This window comes from Microbacterium sp. CGR1 (genome assembly GCF_001266755.1).
Lineage (GTDB): Bacteria > Actinomycetota > Actinomycetes > Actinomycetales > Microbacteriaceae > Microbacterium.
The window spans coordinates 1,974,569-1,989,749 of sequence record NZ_CP012299.1 but is presented as its reverse complement, the minus strand read 5'-3'; the positions used below and the strand labels follow the sequence as shown (position 1 = coordinate 1,989,749).

Annotated in this window: 17 protein-coding genes; 7 read left to right on the top strand and 10 right to left on the bottom strand. The window is 67.9% G+C overall.

Features of this window, described 5'->3' with window-relative positions:
- Nucleotides 1-84 precede the first annotated feature (84 nt).
- The gene (locus AKG07_RS09695; protein ID WP_082297881.1) at nucleotides 85-612 is read left to right on the top strand and encodes a GNAT family N-acetyltransferase; all 528 of its coding nucleotides are present in this window, start codon (nucleotides 85-87) and stop codon (nucleotides 610-612) included.
- Nucleotides 613-684: 72 nt separating this feature from the next.
- Here AKG07_RS09695 and AKG07_RS09690 read toward each other — a convergent pair whose 3' ends face one another.
- The 3 genes from AKG07_RS09690 to AKG07_RS09680 form a co-directional block, all read right to left on the bottom strand.
- A complete protein-coding gene (locus AKG07_RS09690; protein WP_053097679.1) occupies nucleotides 685-1,341 on the bottom strand; it encodes a hypothetical protein in 657 nt (218 codons plus the stop codon).
- A gap of 107 nt (nucleotides 1,342-1,448) precedes the next feature.
- A complete protein-coding gene (locus AKG07_RS09685; protein WP_233277241.1) occupies nucleotides 1,449-3,092 on the bottom strand; it encodes an MFS transporter in 1,644 nt (547 codons plus the stop codon).
- Between the two features lie 148 nt (nucleotides 3,093-3,240).
- Entirely contained in the window at nucleotides 3,241-4,608 is a 1,368-nt protein-coding gene (locus tag AKG07_RS09680; RefSeq protein ID WP_053099234.1) for a D-alanyl-D-alanine carboxypeptidase family protein, read from the bottom strand.
- 141 nt (nucleotides 4,609-4,749) lie between these two features.
- On the opposite strand from AKG07_RS09680, the gene AKG07_RS09675 reads away from it, so the two are divergent.
- The 3 genes from AKG07_RS09675 (at nucleotide 4,750) to AKG07_RS09665 (ending at nucleotide 6,936) form a co-directional block, all read left to right on the top strand.
- Nucleotides 4,750-5,400: a hypothetical protein gene (locus AKG07_RS09675; RefSeq protein WP_053097678.1), complete on the top strand. Its 651-nt coding sequence runs from the start codon at nucleotides 4,750-4,752 to the stop codon at nucleotides 5,398-5,400.
- Nucleotides 5,401-5,530: 130 nt separating this feature from the next.
- Nucleotides 5,531-6,391, top strand: coding sequence for a CPBP family intramembrane glutamic endopeptidase (locus tag AKG07_RS09670; RefSeq protein ID WP_053097677.1), 861 nt, complete (start codon nucleotides 5,531-5,533; stop codon nucleotides 6,389-6,391).
- 32 nt (nucleotides 6,392-6,423) lie between these two features.
- The gene (locus AKG07_RS09665) at nucleotides 6,424-6,936 is read left to right on the top strand and encodes a GNAT family N-acetyltransferase (RefSeq protein WP_053097676.1); all 513 of its coding nucleotides are present in this window, start codon (nucleotides 6,424-6,426) and stop codon (nucleotides 6,934-6,936) included.
- Between the two features lie 17 nt (nucleotides 6,937-6,953).
- Here the strand turns inward: AKG07_RS09665 and AKG07_RS09660 are convergent, their stop codons facing one another.
- The 4 genes from AKG07_RS09660 to AKG07_RS09645 all read right to left on the bottom strand — a co-directional run bounded on the left by AKG07_RS09660 (nucleotide 6,954) and on the right by AKG07_RS09645 (nucleotide 9,603).
- A complete protein-coding gene (locus AKG07_RS09660; protein ID WP_053097675.1) occupies nucleotides 6,954-7,304 on the bottom strand; it encodes a hypothetical protein in 351 nt (116 codons plus the stop codon).
- Between the two features lie 67 nt (nucleotides 7,305-7,371).
- The gene (locus AKG07_RS09655; protein ID WP_053097674.1) at nucleotides 7,372-7,689 is read right to left on the bottom strand and encodes an NIPSNAP family protein; all 318 of its coding nucleotides are present in this window, start codon (nucleotides 7,687-7,689) and stop codon (nucleotides 7,372-7,374) included.
- A 40-nt stretch (nucleotides 7,690-7,729) separates the two neighbouring features.
- Nucleotides 7,730-8,170 (bottom strand): hypothetical protein, encoded by a 441-nt coding sequence (locus tag AKG07_RS09650; protein ID WP_053097673.1) that lies wholly within the window; start codon nucleotides 8,168-8,170, stop codon nucleotides 7,730-7,732.
- Nucleotides 8,171-8,307: 137 nt separating this feature from the next.
- Nucleotides 8,308-9,603, bottom strand: a complete 1,296-nt coding sequence (locus AKG07_RS09645; RefSeq protein WP_053097672.1) for a DUF1254 domain-containing protein — start codon at nucleotides 9,601-9,603, stop codon at nucleotides 8,308-8,310.
- Nucleotides 9,604-9,704: 101 nt separating this feature from the next.
- Here AKG07_RS09645 and AKG07_RS09640 point away from each other — a divergent pair, with 101 nt between their 5' ends.
- Genes AKG07_RS09640 through AKG07_RS09630 form a run of 3 tightly spaced genes read left to right on the top strand, consistent with a single transcriptional unit; the run spans nucleotide 9,705 to nucleotide 11,270 of the window.
- The gene (locus AKG07_RS09640) at nucleotides 9,705-9,965 is read left to right on the top strand and encodes a hypothetical protein (protein ID WP_053097671.1); all 261 of its coding nucleotides are present in this window, start codon (nucleotides 9,705-9,707) and stop codon (nucleotides 9,963-9,965) included.
- Complete coding sequence (locus AKG07_RS09635) at nucleotides 9,958-10,431, top strand: BLUF domain-containing protein (protein WP_053097670.1); 474 nt, start codon at nucleotides 9,958-9,960, stop codon at nucleotides 10,429-10,431. Before AKG07_RS09640 ends, AKG07_RS09635 begins: the two co-directional genes overlap by 8 nt.
- A gap of 44 nt (nucleotides 10,432-10,475) precedes the next feature.
- Nucleotides 10,476-11,270, top strand: coding sequence for an alpha/beta fold hydrolase (locus AKG07_RS09630; RefSeq protein WP_053097669.1), 795 nt, complete (start codon nucleotides 10,476-10,478; stop codon nucleotides 11,268-11,270).
- Between the two features lie 39 nt (nucleotides 11,271-11,309).
- Here AKG07_RS09630 and AKG07_RS09625 read toward each other — a convergent pair whose 3' ends face one another.
- The 3 genes from AKG07_RS09625 to AKG07_RS09615 are packed head-to-tail and all read right to left on the bottom strand — an operon-like array spanning nucleotide 11,310 to nucleotide 15,123.
- On the bottom strand, nucleotides 11,310-12,929 hold the full coding sequence (locus tag AKG07_RS09625; RefSeq protein WP_053097668.1) for an MFS transporter: 1,620 nt from the start codon (nucleotides 12,927-12,929) through the stop codon (nucleotides 11,310-11,312).
- The gene (locus AKG07_RS09620) at nucleotides 12,926-13,660 is read right to left on the bottom strand and encodes an ion channel (protein ID WP_053097667.1); all 735 of its coding nucleotides are present in this window, start codon (nucleotides 13,658-13,660) and stop codon (nucleotides 12,926-12,928) included. The genes AKG07_RS09625 and AKG07_RS09620 overlap by 4 nt, the downstream gene beginning before the upstream one ends.
- Nucleotides 13,657-15,123 carry a DUF2252 domain-containing protein gene (locus tag AKG07_RS09615; RefSeq protein WP_053097666.1) on the bottom strand — a complete coding sequence of 489 codons (1,467 nt, stop codon included), beginning with the start codon at nucleotides 15,121-15,123 and terminating at the stop codon, nucleotides 13,657-13,659. Before AKG07_RS09615 ends, AKG07_RS09620 begins: the two co-directional genes overlap by 4 nt.
- Between the last annotated feature and the right edge of the window lie 58 nt (nucleotides 15,124-15,181).

The following is a 15,181-nucleotide window of genomic DNA, read 5'->3' as shown; positions in this document are numbered from 1 at the left end:
GGACAGCGCCACGGATCGAGAGGCGGCGCATGATCGAAGAAAAGCTGGGGCCGGCCCCCGACTCTCCGTCGTCGCGCCAAACTGATGTGGTCTCTGTGGCGACACAAAGGCCAAGGCCGGGTCTACCGGCTCGATCGGGTGAAGGAGCAGCGGACTGTGCAGACGCGAAGATTGACCGCAGATGAAGTGCGCAGACACGCGCCGCGCCTCCTTGAGCTTCAGCACGAGGCGTACGCTGTCGAGGCTCGGCTGATCGGTGACGACCGCATTCCGCCGCTCCATGAGACGGCGTCCGACCTGCTTTCGGCTGGCTTGGAGTGGCTGGTCTGCGTCGACGAGAATCACCAGATCGCCGGCGCGGTGGGATACGTGATCGAGAATGACGTCGTCGACCTCGACCGTCTCATGATCGACCCCACCCATCACCGGAAAGGCCTGGGCGCCGCGTTGGTGGGGCAGGTCATGTCGCTCGCGCCCCAGACGGTCGTCGCGACCGGGCGCGACAATGCGCCAGCTCGAGCGCTGTACGAGTCCCTCGGCTTCGTGCACCAGTCGGATGCCGAGCCGATTCCCGGCCTCTGGGTCAGTCGCTACTCTCGCACCGGAGCGTGAGCGAGTTCGAGACGAGACCGACTCACCCTTCGCCTGACGCTCGACTCCCGATGCTCCCGCGCGCGCCCGCGCTCAGGCGCAGGATTCGTACGGCGGCTCGTCGAGGGTCGTCGCCGTCACTCCCCAGATGATGTCGGTTCCGGCGGTATAGGTCAGGAAGACCGAACCGGTGCCGGCTTCCGACTCGATCGCGAGATAGCGGCGATCGCCGACGCTCTCGACTTCGACCGCGTCGGGGTAGACGGCCAGCGCCTGGTCGAGCCGGGAACCGAGACCGATCCCCTCAGCGGTCAGCGGGCCGACGGCCGGCTTGCCTTCGAGGTCGACGGGTGAGGCGGACACCTGCACGAGGTCGACCACCGCGGGGTCTTGCTCCGAGACCTCGGGGCGCTGAACGGTGAGCATGTATCCGTCGGCCTCCGTGGACGCGAGCCACGGGCAGGCGTCAACCGGAGCGGCACCCGCCGCCGCCACGGCTTCGTCGTAGGGCGCGCCGAGTTCCACGTCTCCGATGCCCGATGGGCTGACGCCCGCGGTCGGCGTGGAGGATGCGCTGGGCGACGGACTCGGCGCAGGATCAGCGGATGCCGTCACCGTCTGCGTGACCGTCGGGGTCGGGGACGCGGGGGCTGCGCATCCGGCCAGCAGCGCAGCGGCGACCGCCATCCCGAACAGGGGCGAGAGGATGCGTGCACGGCGAACCTGGGGTCGTCTGGTGTCGATATCCATGCTTCGACGCTATCGGCGCGGTCGTGACCAGCCCGTCGATTCTCACGGGATTCCCAGATGCCTCGGCATCCGAAGGCGGATGCCTTCTTCTGTCCCCCTGAGGCCGTTCAGCGCTGAGGTCCAGGTCTCCTGCGGGGCGGCGTGGGCTCGGGAAAGTAGTGCACCTCTCTGGGCTCGCCTTCGGTGTGCGCCCGCGCGGTCGCCTGGATCTCACGGTCGCGACCGGTCAGTCTCTGGGTCTGCTGCCGTCGGTACTCGCCCCAGGACGGGACCATGAAGGACTCGAGCAGCAGGTCCTGCTCTTCGCCGCTGCGGAGGAGCGTCCATCGGTACCCGCCGGTTCGCCGCCGCGAACTCTCCACCAGTCGCATGGATTCTCGGAACGCGTCGATGCTGTCGGGTCGCACGGTGTAGGTGATCTGCACGAGAACGGGGCCGTCGGTCGGCTGGGGGTCGAGGACGAGGGTCGGGGTGGGCCACGACATCGAGACGGTCCGGTCGACGGTGCTCGTGCCCGGCAGAAGCGGCAGCCACATCACACTGGCTGCGATGACGACGAGCAGCGCCGCGGCCACGGCCAGCGACGTCGCCGTGCCGACTGCTCCGGCCAGGGCACCCCAGCCGAACGAACCGACGGCCATCGTTCCCATGAAGACGAGGATGTAGATCGATGCTCCTCGCGATCGCACCCACTGCGGGAGGGTCAATTGCAGTGCGGCGTTCAGCACGGTGAGCGTGCCGATCCAGGCGACCCCGGCGAGAACGAGCAGCAGCAGCATGGGGACGAACGGCAGCCATGCCGCGGCCAGCGTGCCGGCTGCGAACAGCACAGCGCTCACCGCGATCACCGCGTTGTCCGAGAACCTCTTGCGGGCGACGGGCAGAACGAAGATGCCGAGCACGGCCCCGGCGCCGAGCGCTCCGAGCAGGAAGCCGTATCCGCTCGCTGTGAGGTCGAGCCGTTTGGCGGTCACGGGAAGCAGCGCCCACAGTGCGCTGGCGGGCAGGGCGAAGAGCGCGGACCTCAGAAGGATGCGGCGCACGAGGTGGGCGGATGAGACGTACCGGACTCCTGCGCGCAGCGCGGCCGTGAACGGTTCCCTGTCGTCGAGTCCGCTCTGCTGCGGCCGTCGCCACCACAGAAGGGCGACGACTGCTCCGATGAAGCTGAGCGCGTTGATGCCGAAGACGACGGGCGCGCCGAACAGCGACAGCAGCACGCCAGCGAGCGCGGGGCCGACGGCGCGGGCACCGTTCACCGTGACGCCGCCGAGCGCGGAGGACGCGCCGATGAGCGGGCGGGGCACGAGTTCCGGTTGGATCGCCTGCCAGGCCGGGGACGTCAGCGTGGAGGTGATCCCGAGTAGGAACGTGAAGCCGAGGATCGTCCACGGAGTGAGCTCGTTCAGGGCGGCGATGACGGTCAGCGCCGCGGCGATCACGGCGCTCGCCACCGACCCCCAGATCAGCAGTCTGCGGCGGTCGAGGGAGTCGGCGAGCACCCCCGCGGGGAGGGAGAACAGCACGGCCGGGGCCAGACTCGCCGTCTGCACGAGGGCGATGATGGTCGCGCTGGCCGCGGCGTCGACGAGGTACCACTGTGCGCCGACGGTCTGCATCCAGGTGCCGATGTTGCTGCCCAGCTGCGCGAACCACAGCACCCGGAATGCCGGGATGGCCAGCGGCGCCCAGGCGGAGACGGCGGCGGATCTCGGTGCCTCAGGTCGAGGGGTCATCGGGTCCGCTGACATATCCGGCTGTCCTTCCGCAGAGCACATCGGGCCTGGCGCCTCGATGCAGATCGTATAGCCGGAGAACGCAGGCGGAGGCCGATCGCTCGATCTTTCGACTTTCGTCCGAAGGTCGGCACGCAGCGTTCCGATGCGCGGTCGAGCGGCCTCAGCCCTCGGCATCCGTCGCGGAGCCGAGCTCGGACGGGTGGGTGAGGCGCCACCACTCGGTGGGAGGATCGATGGTCCCCGAGATGGTCACCGGGGCAGTGACGGTGTTCGGTCCGGCGGTCCAGGTGACGGTCCCCACGGCCGTGCCGTCGCGGTAGGTGGGAGGGGTGTCGATGTCCATCGTCAGCTCGATCGGCGTGTCCGACCAGGTGAAGATCGATGCGTCCTCGCCGATGACCAGGGTGGCGGTGGACCCCCAGGGTGTCGAGATCGTTCCGATCTCCTGGCCCTCGCTCGCGACGGGCACCTCATGGAAGCCGGAGCGGATGCTCTCGAGCTCGGCGATCACGGTGGCATTCACCGACTCGCGCGATGATCCGCCGAGGACGACGCCGGTGATCGCGAGCGGATCGGGCGCGCCCACGTCGAGCGTCGCCGTGTACAGCAGGCTGTGCGTGCCCTCGCCGAGGTTGCCGGTCTTCAGTCCCGTGATCCCGGCGGTGCCGAGGAGGGCGTTCGTGTTGATCAGCTGACCGGCGCCGGGGATCGAGACCGAGGGGGTCGCGACGATCCGAGCGATCGCCGGATGCGCGGCGGCGAGCTTCGCGATGGCCAGCAGATCGGCGGGCGTGCTCGTGTTGCGCGGACTGATGCCAGTGGGCTCGGTGACCGTCGTTCCGGTGAGGCCGTGGGATGCGAGCCAGGCGCGCGTCGCACTGAGGAAAGCGCTCTGCGACCCGAAGATCCGGGAGGACAGCGCGTCGGCGTAGTTGCTCGCGGAGGGGATGAGCATGACGGCCAGGGCATCATGCAACGACATCGAGGTGCCGGTGGGCATCGGAGCGATGGTCGCGCCCTGCACGTAGTACTGGTCGTAGAGGTCGTGATCGGCCTTGCCGAACGTGATGGTCGGTCCGGGGTCGTCTGCGGAGGCGAGCGGTGACGCGTCGAGGATGACGAGGGCGGTGATGAGCTTGGTGATGCTCGCGATCGGGAGCGGCTCGCCCGTCCCCGTCGCCGACCAGGTGCCGCTCGCCCCCTCGCCCAGGTACGCGTCGGCGCCGGACACGCTGATCGCCGATGCCGCAGCCGTATGCGTGGCGACGGCAGCCGCGTCGCCGACCGGGACCTGCGGTGCGCGTGCGGTCACGGCCGGCGGATCCACCGGAGCCGTGAGCGCCCACCCGACGTACCCTCCGGTCACGGCCAGCAACAGGACCACGCAGACGGCGGTGATGATGAGTCCTCGTCGCCGGCGTCTTCTGTGCACCGCGGGGTCGACCCGATCACCGCTGAACTCCTGCTCATGCGCCATGAGCTCCGCGAAATCGGACAGCCCATCCACCGGCTGCCCGGGTGCCGTCATCGAGAGCCCCTCATCGCGTCCACCCGTCGCTCGCATTCCGCAGAAAAGGCCATCCTCTCGTATGCCGGCATCCTCCGGTATCCGCCGTTCGGGGGACAGCAACCGGTTGAAAGCCGAACGGCGATCCGATGGACTGACGGGATGCGATCGACGACTCCGATGCCGGGCAACCCCTGGCCGCACGACATGTCCATCACCGTGGAGGACAGGCCACAGCTCCTGCTCGAGTTGCTCTGGATTCGAGAGGCGCACGATCTGCGTCCCGTCGGCGAGACGCTGCCGCCGAGGCTGATCGAGATGCCCGCGGCTGCGGCGAACCCGGTGGATGCCGTCACCCGCGACCGCTGGTCGGCAGCCTGGTCGCGGATCTGGGAGGACGTGCTCGCGCACGCCGCCGTCGAACCCGACCGAGGTCTGCTCGATGCGGTGTTCAGCTCAGACCTGAGCTCGACGGAGCGGGAGCGCCTTCTGCGCGAGCTCGTCGGGCCAGCATGGCGAGACGACTTCGGCGGCGATGTCTTCGACGATGAGGCATATCGGGACTGGGAGCGGCGCGGCTTCGATTCTCACGTCGAGACACGACCGACGACGCTCGCCGAGAGTCCCGAGCATCGAGACGTCGAGGCGCTCGCGGATGCCTGGCGTCGCGGCCTGCTGAAGGTCGTGACCATCCCGTGCCGCGAGTTGCACGTGCGACAGATCGGCCCGCACGCGCTGTTGGTCACCGATGAGGTGCGCAGCGACAGCGCGCAGTATCGGTCGGCTCTGGGCTCGTTCGCTCCGAAGGGGTGAGCGACGTCTCTGCGTCAGTCGGCGAACGACGAGCGGAGGGTCCGCAACCCTAGGATTGCCAAGGAGACCGGAAGCTCGCTCTCATGCGGCGTCGACGGGGCGCCGCCCGCCGGATCAGGGGAGCCTCAGGATGAAGACCGCAATCGGAGGTCCCCGCAGCATCTGGCTCGCACTCGGGGTCGTGGTCTTCTACGTTCTCTGCGCATGGGGGCTCGGCAACCTCCTCAGCGGGCTGGTCGGCGACGACGGCTCGTTGGCGGACTTCTCCCTCGGTCACTTCATCCCCCTCGCTGTGGGCATCGGCGGCGTTCTGCTGTTCTTGCGGTGGGCAGGCTGGGGTGCCGAGGTGTGGAGGGAGCGACCGACCCCGACCCTCACCCCTCGCCGGTGGTGGCTGATCTCGATTCCCGTGCTCGCGTTCGCCGTGCCGGTGGTCGAGTTGTTCGACGTGCCCTGGTCTGGGCGCTCGCTCGGCTTCCTGGCCGTCGTGGCGCTGGGAACGCTGATGGTCGGCTTCGGTGAGGAGCTGGTGATCCGGGGCGTCTTGCTCACAGCGGTCCGCGCGCGCTTCGGCGAGTTCGCCGTGTTCCTCCTCACGTGCTTCGTGTTCGCGCTCGCCCATATTCCGGGTTACCTGTTCAGCGGTCTGCCGCTCTTCATCATCGCCTTCAATGTGATCGCCCTGATGTCAGCCGGCGCCACCTACTACTGGATCCGTCGCGTCACCGGACGCATCTGGGTCGCCATGCTCATTCACGCTCTCACCGACTGGGTCCTCTACGTCGGGTCCGACGTCGGGCTTCCGTCCGCATCGGTCCCCGTGCAGCATTCGCCTGCGGACGACTCGGGGACCGGAGCGCTCGGGTACGTGGAGAGCCTGCTTCTGATCCTGCTGGCGATCAGCGTCATCAGCGTCATTCGGGAGAGCCGACGCGACAAGCGGAACGCGCTCAGCGACGACGCGGGGGCCGTAGTCAGCGACCGGATCTGACGTCGCGTCCCGCGCTCTGGCAGGCTTCTGGCATGCATGTGACGATCACTCCGGCGCCGTCTGCGACGTGGGAACGCTACCGAGACCTTCGGCTGGCCGCGCTCGCAGAGTCCCCGGAGATGTTCGGGTCGACGCTGCGGCGGGAGTCCGCGTTCGGCGACGACGTCTGGCGGAGCCGTTCGACTCATCCTGGAGCATTCATCGCGAGCCTCGATGGCGAGGACGTCGGCATCGGCGGCGTCTACGACATGAGTGGCCGCTGGGTGGTCAACGGTGTCTGGGTCGCACCGGATCACCGGGGTCAGGGAGCCGTCGACGCGCTGATGGTCGCCTGCGTGGACCATGTCTCCTCCCGCGGAGCGGACACGATCCATCTCGGTGTGATGGAGAGCAACCCCCGGGGGATCGCGGCGTACACGCGCCTGGGATTCACGCCAGATGGGGCGAGCGAGACGCTCCCCGACGGACGGATCGAGATCATGATGTCGCGGCCCGTGGTCACGGGCGGGGCCGAACATCCCGGCAAACGGTCGCCTTCGGACTGAGGTATCCGGAGTCCGAGCTAGTCGCGGTCGGCGATCAGCTCGAGGAGTTTGCGCAGCTCGTCGCGGATCTCGGTGTGGTCGTACTGCCCGGCACGGCTCTCACCGGAGATGACTCCCGAGCGGCGTACCGAGCGGAGATCCCCGAAGGGGAAGGAGTACGCCTTCTTCGTCTCGGGGTTCTCGCTCTTGTCGATGCCCAGGTGCCAGTGGGAGAACTCGGTCCATCCGTGCTGCTCGATGAAACGGTTCTCGTCGTCAGCGCTGGGCGCGGCCTCCGACCAGTCGTCGCGCTCGTCGCGGACGACCTTGCCGTCGCGGACCAGCGAGCGGGCGTGTTCGAGGGCGGGGTGATTCAGTTCGATAGCCATGCGCAGACGCTAGGACGGAGAGCGGCACCGTCGAACCCCCTTGACGCACCGGGCGGGAGCATCCTCCTCAGTCGGCGTCGGCCGAGAAGACGGGGCTGAGGAAGCGGCGCTCGTAGCGGCGGATGCACTGGGTCCTGCGCGCGAACTCGAAGGCCTCGATGCACTCGGGATCGGTCTTCGATGCCGTGCGGTAGACCTCGTACTCGGCCAACGAGGGGAACGTGAACAGCGCGAACGCCTCATCGCTGTCGCCTTCGCTCGGCATGAAGTAGCCGTGGTGGGTCCCGCCGTGCTTCGCCACCAGACGGATCCACGCCCGGCCGTACTCGGTGAAGTCGTCGAGCTTGTCGGGGTCGATCTCGTAGCGCAGGTGAACCGTGATCATGTCCTTGATCCTGCCAGAGCCGGACCGCGCGTTCCGATCGTTACTCCGCGGCTGCGGCGCTCCGCTCCTGTTCTGAATTCGGCGTCCAGCCGAACCAGCCGTCAGCGCTCTGCACCACGCTCCAGTCGCCGCAGGCGAAGACCGTCTTCGCCGTGTACGGGTCCGGGGCGTCGTCGAGCACCCAGGCGGGGGCCGACTGCCGCTCCACCTCGACGCAGTCCTCGCCGAGCGCGGATTCGCTGGTGAGCAGGATGACGGCATCCGGGGCATCCTCGATCGTCGATGTCCGCACGGTGATCGCGGTGCCGTCCGCAGGCAGCCAGTCCACGTCGACCTCTGCGCCGTCGTCGAACGCTGCGACGTCGTCGAAGGTCGACGTGGCCTGCTTGTGGACGATGCTGTCGTACGCGGCGCATCCGGAGAGAGTGAGCGCCCCCGCGAGGAGCAGAGCAGATGCGGCCAGTGCGATTCGTGCGTTCATGTCTCCAGCCTCGCTGGATCGCCGCGCTGCGGCATCGTGCAAGCGAGGTATCGGCATCCGCCTGGAGGATGATCCGGCGCCCGCTAGTCGCGTCTGTTCGGATCGTCCCCGGTGTCAGGTGAGGCCGAGGGTGTCGGTCACCGCTTCGGCGCGATCGGTGGCAGCTGATAGGTCCCTTCGGCGATGGCAGTGTCTCCTCCATACGCGCGAATGATGACAGTGAATGCCCCTTCCGGAGCCGGCAGCCAGTTCGCGGCTTCCTCGTCGGATTCCGGGCGCCGGTTCTGGACGTACAGTGTGAGCGATCCGTCGTCTCCGTATCGGATCCCCTCCGTCCGGTCGCCGATGGAGTAGCGGTCGATCTCGTTGGCGCTGAGGAGTCGCTCGGGCAGGGTGTAGAGCGTCGCCGACCAGAAGAAGCGTGCCCGGGGCAGCTGTTCGGCGGTGAATGTGATCGTGTACTCGGTGCGTCCTGAGATGCGCTGGCCCTCGGCGTCGACGAGCCAGCCGCCGTACCATGCGATCGCCGGGGGGAGTCCGTAGAGACCTTTCTTCGCGCCGACGTTCCGGTGGTCGTATGCGCCGGACATCTCCTCACGAGTGCCGAACAGTCCGGTGGAACTCGCCGTGCTCGATGCGACCTGCTCGAGGTGGTCGACGCCGTCGTGCAACCCCTGAAGCAGGGCTGCCCGATCGCTGTCGCCGAGGTCGGCGGTGCGGAACCTTCCCGTGCCGTCCAGCCCCAGGGACTTCATCCGCTCACGCACCTCCCGATCCTCTTCGAGCACGGGGGCGAAGCGAAGGAGAAAGTCCAGGATGTCGAAGAAGCGGATGTCGGTTGCCGCTGATTCGTCCCAGGCGGGCCAGTCGACCGCCTCGACGGACTGAGGTGTCGAGCCGTCGATCTCATGCAGCGGAGTCACGATGTAGGACTGCTGGATGCGTCGCAGCTCCTGGAGGTCGCCATCCGTGAAGGACGTGCGTCCGAGGCACCCGACGAAGTCCGTCGAGGCCGTGATCACGCCATCGATACCCGCAGGTGTCTCCCCGCTCCACGACGGCCCCGCGAGCAGATACTTTCCCGGGGCGGTCCCGGTGGTGGCCGCGCTCACGTACCCGGCATACACGGTGTAGAGGTCGTGGAACGGAAGGATGTAGAAGCGATCGATGGCTGGCACCGTGACGACCACCGGCTCGGCGCGCAGGTCGAACCAGCCCCAGGAGTACGGGGTGTCGTTGTTGGGGGTGACGATGTCGGTGTTGTCGGGGGTGAACGGTTCGGAGTAGTGACGAAACAGTCCGAAACCTCCGGTGTAACGGGGATCTGAAGCATCCACCGCCTGCTCGTGGAGGGTGCGATAGTTCTCGATCATCGCGTACCCGAAGGTGTACGCATCGCGAGCGATGGACCTGAGCTTCTCGACGTCAGCCATGGTCTGAAGCTAGTGGTCGTCACGCATTCTGTCAGCCCCTGGACACGACTGAGACGTCGTCATCCGGAGCCCACCCGGAATCTCGAAGGTACGCTGAGGGCATGGGTGATCAATCGCCGACGCCTGTTCGCCCGCTCTGGGCGAGCGTGGCAGACGGCTTCTACGTGGGCAGCCAGGACGGCTCCTTCCTCGGCTACGTCGACCGTCTGTCCGACGGCGTCTGGCGCGCATTCGATGCGGCCTCGCGCTCCATCGGCGACTTCGCGGACCACCATCGAGCAATGGCGGCGGTGACGGCCACCGTCGAGGTCGGCGCGCATCGGTCGGCTCACCACGGCGGGGACGGGGTGCGGAATGACTGAACAGAATCCGCTCGTCTCGCTCGTCTACTGCAGCAGCGCCACGCAGCCGTTCGGCGAACACGAGCTCGGTGAACTGCTGGCGGTGAGTCGCGCCCGCAACAGCGACCGCGACATCACCGGCATGCTGCTCTACCGCGGCGGAGAGTTCGTGCAGATCCTCGAAGGGCCCAGGGCTGACGTCGAGGCGTTGATGGAGAGGATCGGCCGCGACCCGCGCCACACGGATGTCCGCGTGCTGATCGAAGAGCCGCTGCACGAACGGCGCTTCCGGGACTGGACGATGGGATATCAGTCCCTCGTCGCTCCCGAGCCTGGAACGGCCTCGGGATATCGCGACTCGTTCGACGATCTCCGCATGGGCGATCACGACATGATCGGTCGCGCGATCATGGAGCTGACGCTGTGGTTCCGAGTGCGTGAGTCGGCCAGTCGGCAGCCCGTCGAGAGCGAAGCCCGGTCGCGCTAGCCGTCATCTGAGGCGGATGAGCACGCTCGCCGCGCCACCACCCGGTGTCACCCCGGCAGGGTGAGATCGTCCTGTCGGTCTCTTCGGGACCTTCCTACGCTGGCCTGATCCACGCAGGCTCAGGGGGTCATCGACATGTCGACGATCTCGAGGAGCTGATCACGTGGCTCCAGCGCGAACTGGGCGTGCGCAGGGTGGGGGTCCTAGGCCATAGCTGGGGGACGATCATCGGCATCACGGTGGCTGAGCGGCGACCCGATCTGCTCTGGGCCTACATCGGGGTCGGGCAGGTGATCTCCGGCCCCGAGAACGAGGCCGAGAGCTTCGCGTTCGCGATGCGCAGTGCGATCGCCGATCAGAACGACGACGCCGTCGCCGAACTCGAGTCGCTCGGCGAGTACCCCGGAGCGCAGCCGCTCACGCTGGAGCGCATCGTGACATGCAGGAGGTGGGCGCAGCACTACGGCGGGCTGTCTGCCTATCGGTCGGAGTCCGTGTACTTCACGGACTCCGCAGCACTCTCGCCGTACTACACGGAGGACGAGGTGGAACTCATCAGCGTCGGGCAGCAGGTGACCATGCCGCAGGTGCTGCCCGCTCTGCTGTCGTTCGACGCGAGCGACAGGACCGCGTTCGACGTGCCGATGCTCCAGTTCTTCGGACGCCATGACTGGACGACGCCCACGCCACCCGTCGAACGGTGGGTCGACCGCGTGTCCACTCCGTCGACGCACGTCGTCTGGTTCGAGAACTCCGCCCACCTCTGCATGCTCGAGGAGCCGGGGAAGTTCGTCGTGAGCCTCGTGGAGCTGGCACTGCCGCACGCGGACACCGCCTGATCCGGCGGGCGGCGCTCGCCGCGGAATGATCAGACCCGCTCATCCGTCGACGACCCTGTCTTCGCGTCGTCGACGGACCTCGATCTCCTGAGGGATGCCGCGCGAGAAGAACAGCGCCAAGAGGCTGATGAGGATGAGTCCGAAGAACGCGACACGCAGCGAGGAGAGCTGCGATTCGCGGTAGATCTCGGCCAGTGCTTCTGCGTCGTCGGCGCTGAGCCCCGCCTCCTCGGCGATCGCGGGAACGGCCGACGCGGCGACGATCGTGACGCCGTGCTCGGTCGACGCGGCCACCGAGGCGCGGGTCGTCGCGGAGAGGTCGCTCGCGGCGACTCCGGAGGCGAACGAGGTCGACAGGGCCCCGATCAGGATCGACCCGATGAGTGCGGTGCCGAGCGATGATCCCAGATTCTGGAAGACCCCCTGCAGACCGCCCACCTCGCTCGTCTCCTTCGCGCTCACGCTCGACATGTTGACGTTGCCCAGCTGCGAGGCGAGCAGCCCGAGAGCCGCACCCGAGAGGAACATGCCGACGGCGAAGAGGCCGCTGCGCAGGTCGCTCGTCGCCGATCCGAGCAGCACCAGCGCGCTGAAGACCAGAAGGAGCTGACCGATCCGCACGATGGTGCGAGGGGACATCCGCTTGGTGAGGACGGTGCCGACGATGGAGAACAGCACCAGGGCCACCGAGAGCGGGAAGATCCTGATACCGGTCTGAAGGGCATCCAGCCCGAGTGTCATCTGCAGGTACACCGGCACCATGAAGAAGAGTCCCGCCGTCACGGCGTACTGCGCGCCGAGCACCGAGAGACCGCTGCGAAGAGAGCTGATCCGGAACATCTCGACGGTGACGAGGGGCTGACGCCCGACGCGCACGAGCATCCGCTGCCTGGCGATGAACAGCGCGACGAGCAGCACGCCGACGACGATGAGCCACGCCGCGAGCGAGATGCCGAGCGGCGCGACCGGCACGCCCCCGATGACGGGGATGCGCAGGGGCACGATCCATCCCCACACCTTGCTCTGCAGCATCCCGAAGACGACGGCGACGAGGCCCGCTGACGACAGCGCGACGCTCAGGAGGTCGATGCGGATGCGGACCCGCTCGGTGGCGTCGGTGATGATCCGGGCGCACAGCACCACCCCGATCATGATCACCACCTCTGCAGCGAACACGTAGCGCCAGTCGAAGTACGTCGTGACGAAGCCTCCGATGAGCGGACCGGCGGCCACGGCGGCCCCGGAGACCGCGCCGATGACGGCGAACGCGGTGACGCGTTCGCGTCCCTGGTAGTTGTCGGCGACGAGCGCGGCGATGGCGGGTATCACCAGCACGGCGCCGAGCCCCTCGATGACCGACCAGCCGAGGAACAGGGTCTGCACGTTCGGGCTCACCGCCGTGACCAGCGAGCCGACCGCGTACACGCAGGATCCGATCACGAAGGCTCGCCGCCGACCCCACACATCGCCGAGCTTCGCTCCGAGCAGCATGAAGGCCGCCATCGTCAGCGTGTAGAACGTGATCGCACCCTGCATCGCGGCCACGGTGGTGTCGAGGTCGTCCACGACCGTCGAGATCGACACGTTCATGACGGTGCCGTCGAGCACCATCACGAACTGCGCGCTGCCGAGCACGATGACGACGTTCCACCTCGTCATGACGCCTCCTGGCGAGAGTCGGGCCGGGTGGCCGGTCGAAGACTGCTGCCGCGCATGATGCGCGCGACCGCGGTGATGAGGAACAGCTGGCCCGTGATCGCCTCGGCGACGGCGACCGCCTGGCTGCCCGATGTCACCGGTGCGAGGTTGCCGTATCCCGTCGTCGTCAGCGTCGTGAAGGAGAAGAAGAGCTGATTCGACAGCGAGTCCTCGCTCCCGTCGCCGAACATCGGAGCGCTCGACACGAGCGACACGAGGTTGAAGACGAAGGTGAACAGCATGCCGACGAGGAGGTAGGCGGTGATCGTCGCCATCAGTGCTTCGAGATTGAATCCACGCCGCCGCGCCTGGTGAGCCACGATCGCGGCCGGAGCGACCAGAAGAGCGGCGATGGATGCGGCCGAGAACATGACGTCCAGGATCCGCCCTTCCGCCCCGACGAGCGTGGCGACGATCGTCGCGACGCCGGCGGTGGCCAGCACGATCCACGCGACGTGCTGGATGACGGCTCGCACGGCGGTGATGTGGAAGACGACGGCGACCGTGGCGAGGATGAGCAGGAAGGCGGACGGACTCGGGTTCGTGGTGCGCTGGACGGCGCAGAGCCAGTAGGAGAGGGTCAGCAGCACGAGGGCGGCCACGTAGCCGGGGACACCGTGCCTGCCGCGCAGGGCTCTGCGTCCCGCGGCATGCGCGGCGACCGGGCGCCTCGTCTGAAGCGGAGTGCTCATGGCGCGGGTCGTTCGAGATCGGCGGCGGCGAGTCGCCCGGAATCCAACGCGGCGCGGAACGAGGCGAAGTCCCGTTCGTTCTGGTCGGCGTAGGTGTCGGCGAACGCGATGATGGCGTTCTCGAATCCTCGGCCGCGCCCGAGATATCCGGCGATCTCGAGGCGGTCGCCACTGCGGGCGTGGGCCCGGGCGAGGGTCTCACCGCAGACCCGTGCATAGAGCGCGGCGCCTCCGGGAGTCATCGCCTCGGGATCGATCCCGCCCTTCCAATCCTGGAGCTGGCGGATGTAGAAGTCCCTGGTGACGCCGTCGAGGCTGGTGACGCGCTGCCATCCGAGGAAGATGTCCGAGGCCGCCTGCATCAGTCGCTGCCCGCGAACGACTCGTTCGCCGGCGTGATCGAATTCGCTGGGACCGAGGAACTGCTCCAGCACCGACGGCTGCGCCTCTTTCGCCTGCAGGAGCAGCGGATCGTCGTCGTCGCGTCCGCTGAGGAGAATCACCCACGCGCGGGTGCCCACGCTGCCCACCCCGACCACCTTGCGCGCCATATGCCGGTAGCGGTACTCGGAGAGAGGATGGCGGCCGCCCGGCAGAGTCCGTCGGTACTCCTCGAGCAGCTCCCGCATCGCGCTCACGTCGTCGAATCCGTCGTAGCCTGCGGCGAGCTCGTCCACGGGCACGATCAGGGGCGGATTCCCTCGGATCCGCAGCTGGCCGTCCTCGCGGTCCACGAGCTTCGAGAACGACTTCGCGTGATCGCGCTTCCGCGCTCTGGCGAGTGCGGCGTCGAGCCGATCGACCGTCTCGTCGTCGGACCGCCCCTTCCGCCTCGCGGAACGGATGCGCCGCTGCGCGCGGTCCGCGTCGAATCGGTCGTACCAGGCGTCGAGGACCGACGCGTCGGCAGCGCGGCTCATGGCGATCCGATATCCGCGCACCGCGGCTTCGACGCAGTCGTGGATCTGCGCGGCGGTGAAGCGCCGTTGGCGTCCGGCCACGGCGAAGCTCGTCGCCAGTCGCTTGATGTCCCACTCGAACGGCCCGGGCAGCGTCTCGTCGAAATCGTTCATGTCGAAGATGAGCTGGCGCTCCGGCGTGCCGAACAGCCCGAAGTTCGACAGGTGCGCGTCACCGCAGATCTGTGCGATCACACCGCTGTGAGGTGTCGTCGAGAGATCCGCGGCCATGAGCAGCGCGCTGCCGCGGAAGAAGGCGAACGGAGAAGCCGCCATCCGCGAGTGCCGCACAGGCACGAGCTCTTCGACCCGTGAGGCCGCCTGGCCCTCCAGCAGCCCGATCGGATCGGCGCGATCCGTCGGTGTGATCCACGGCCCCTGGCCCGATCTGGGGGCGCGGATCCGGGCATCCCTTCCTCGGCTGCGCCGCAGGACGAAATCAGGTGCGACCGGGTGCGGTGCTGCAGGTGCTCCCGGTGCGTCGGACGAACGGGTCTTCGCCATCTCGCTCCTCATCTCGGGTGGAACCGGCACGTGAGACGACGGTCATCGAGATTCTGCG

Excerpts from the sequence above, each read along its gene's own strand:
- AKG07_RS09695 (WP_082297881.1), top strand. The coding sequence starts at position 85 with ATGTGGTCTCTGTGGCGACACAAAGGCCAAGGCCGGGTCTACCGGCTC.
- AKG07_RS09690 (WP_053097679.1), bottom strand. The coding sequence starts at position 1,341 with ATGGATATCGACACCAGACGACCCCAGGTTCGCCGTGCACGCATCCTC.
- AKG07_RS09685 (WP_233277241.1), bottom strand. The coding sequence starts at position 3,092 with ATGTCAGCGGACCCGATGACCCCTCGACCTGAGGCACCGAGATCCGCC.
- AKG07_RS09680 (WP_053099234.1), bottom strand. The coding sequence starts at position 4,608 with ATGACGGCACCCGGGCAGCCGGTGGATGGGCTGTCCGATTTCGCGGAG.
- AKG07_RS09675 (WP_053097678.1), top strand. The coding sequence starts at position 4,750 with ATGCGATCGACGACTCCGATGCCGGGCAACCCCTGGCCGCACGACATG.
- AKG07_RS09670 (WP_053097677.1), top strand. The coding sequence starts at position 5,531 with ATGAAGACCGCAATCGGAGGTCCCCGCAGCATCTGGCTCGCACTCGGG.
- AKG07_RS09665 (WP_053097676.1), top strand. The coding sequence starts at position 6,424 with ATGCATGTGACGATCACTCCGGCGCCGTCTGCGACGTGGGAACGCTAC.
- AKG07_RS09660 (WP_053097675.1), bottom strand. The coding sequence starts at position 7,304 with ATGGCTATCGAACTGAATCACCCCGCCCTCGAACACGCCCGCTCGCTG.
- AKG07_RS09655 (WP_053097674.1), bottom strand. The coding sequence starts at position 7,689 with ATGATCACGGTTCACCTGCGCTACGAGATCGACCCCGACAAGCTCGAC.
- AKG07_RS09650 (WP_053097673.1), bottom strand. The coding sequence starts at position 8,170 with ATGAACGCACGAATCGCACTGGCCGCATCTGCTCTGCTCCTCGCGGGG.
- AKG07_RS09645 (WP_053097672.1), bottom strand. The coding sequence starts at position 9,603 with ATGGCTGACGTCGAGAAGCTCAGGTCCATCGCTCGCGATGCGTACACC.
- AKG07_RS09640 (WP_053097671.1), top strand. The coding sequence starts at position 9,705 with ATGGGTGATCAATCGCCGACGCCTGTTCGCCCGCTCTGGGCGAGCGTG.
- AKG07_RS09635 (WP_053097670.1), top strand. The coding sequence starts at position 9,958 with ATGACTGAACAGAATCCGCTCGTCTCGCTCGTCTACTGCAGCAGCGCC.
- AKG07_RS09625 (WP_053097668.1), bottom strand. The coding sequence starts at position 12,929 with ATGACGAGGTGGAACGTCGTCATCGTGCTCGGCAGCGCGCAGTTCGTG.
- AKG07_RS09620 (WP_053097667.1), bottom strand. The coding sequence starts at position 13,660 with ATGAGCACTCCGCTTCAGACGAGGCGCCCGGTCGCCGCGCATGCCGCG.
- AKG07_RS09615 (WP_053097666.1), bottom strand. The coding sequence starts at position 15,123 with ATGGCGAAGACCCGTTCGTCCGACGCACCGGGAGCACCTGCAGCACCG.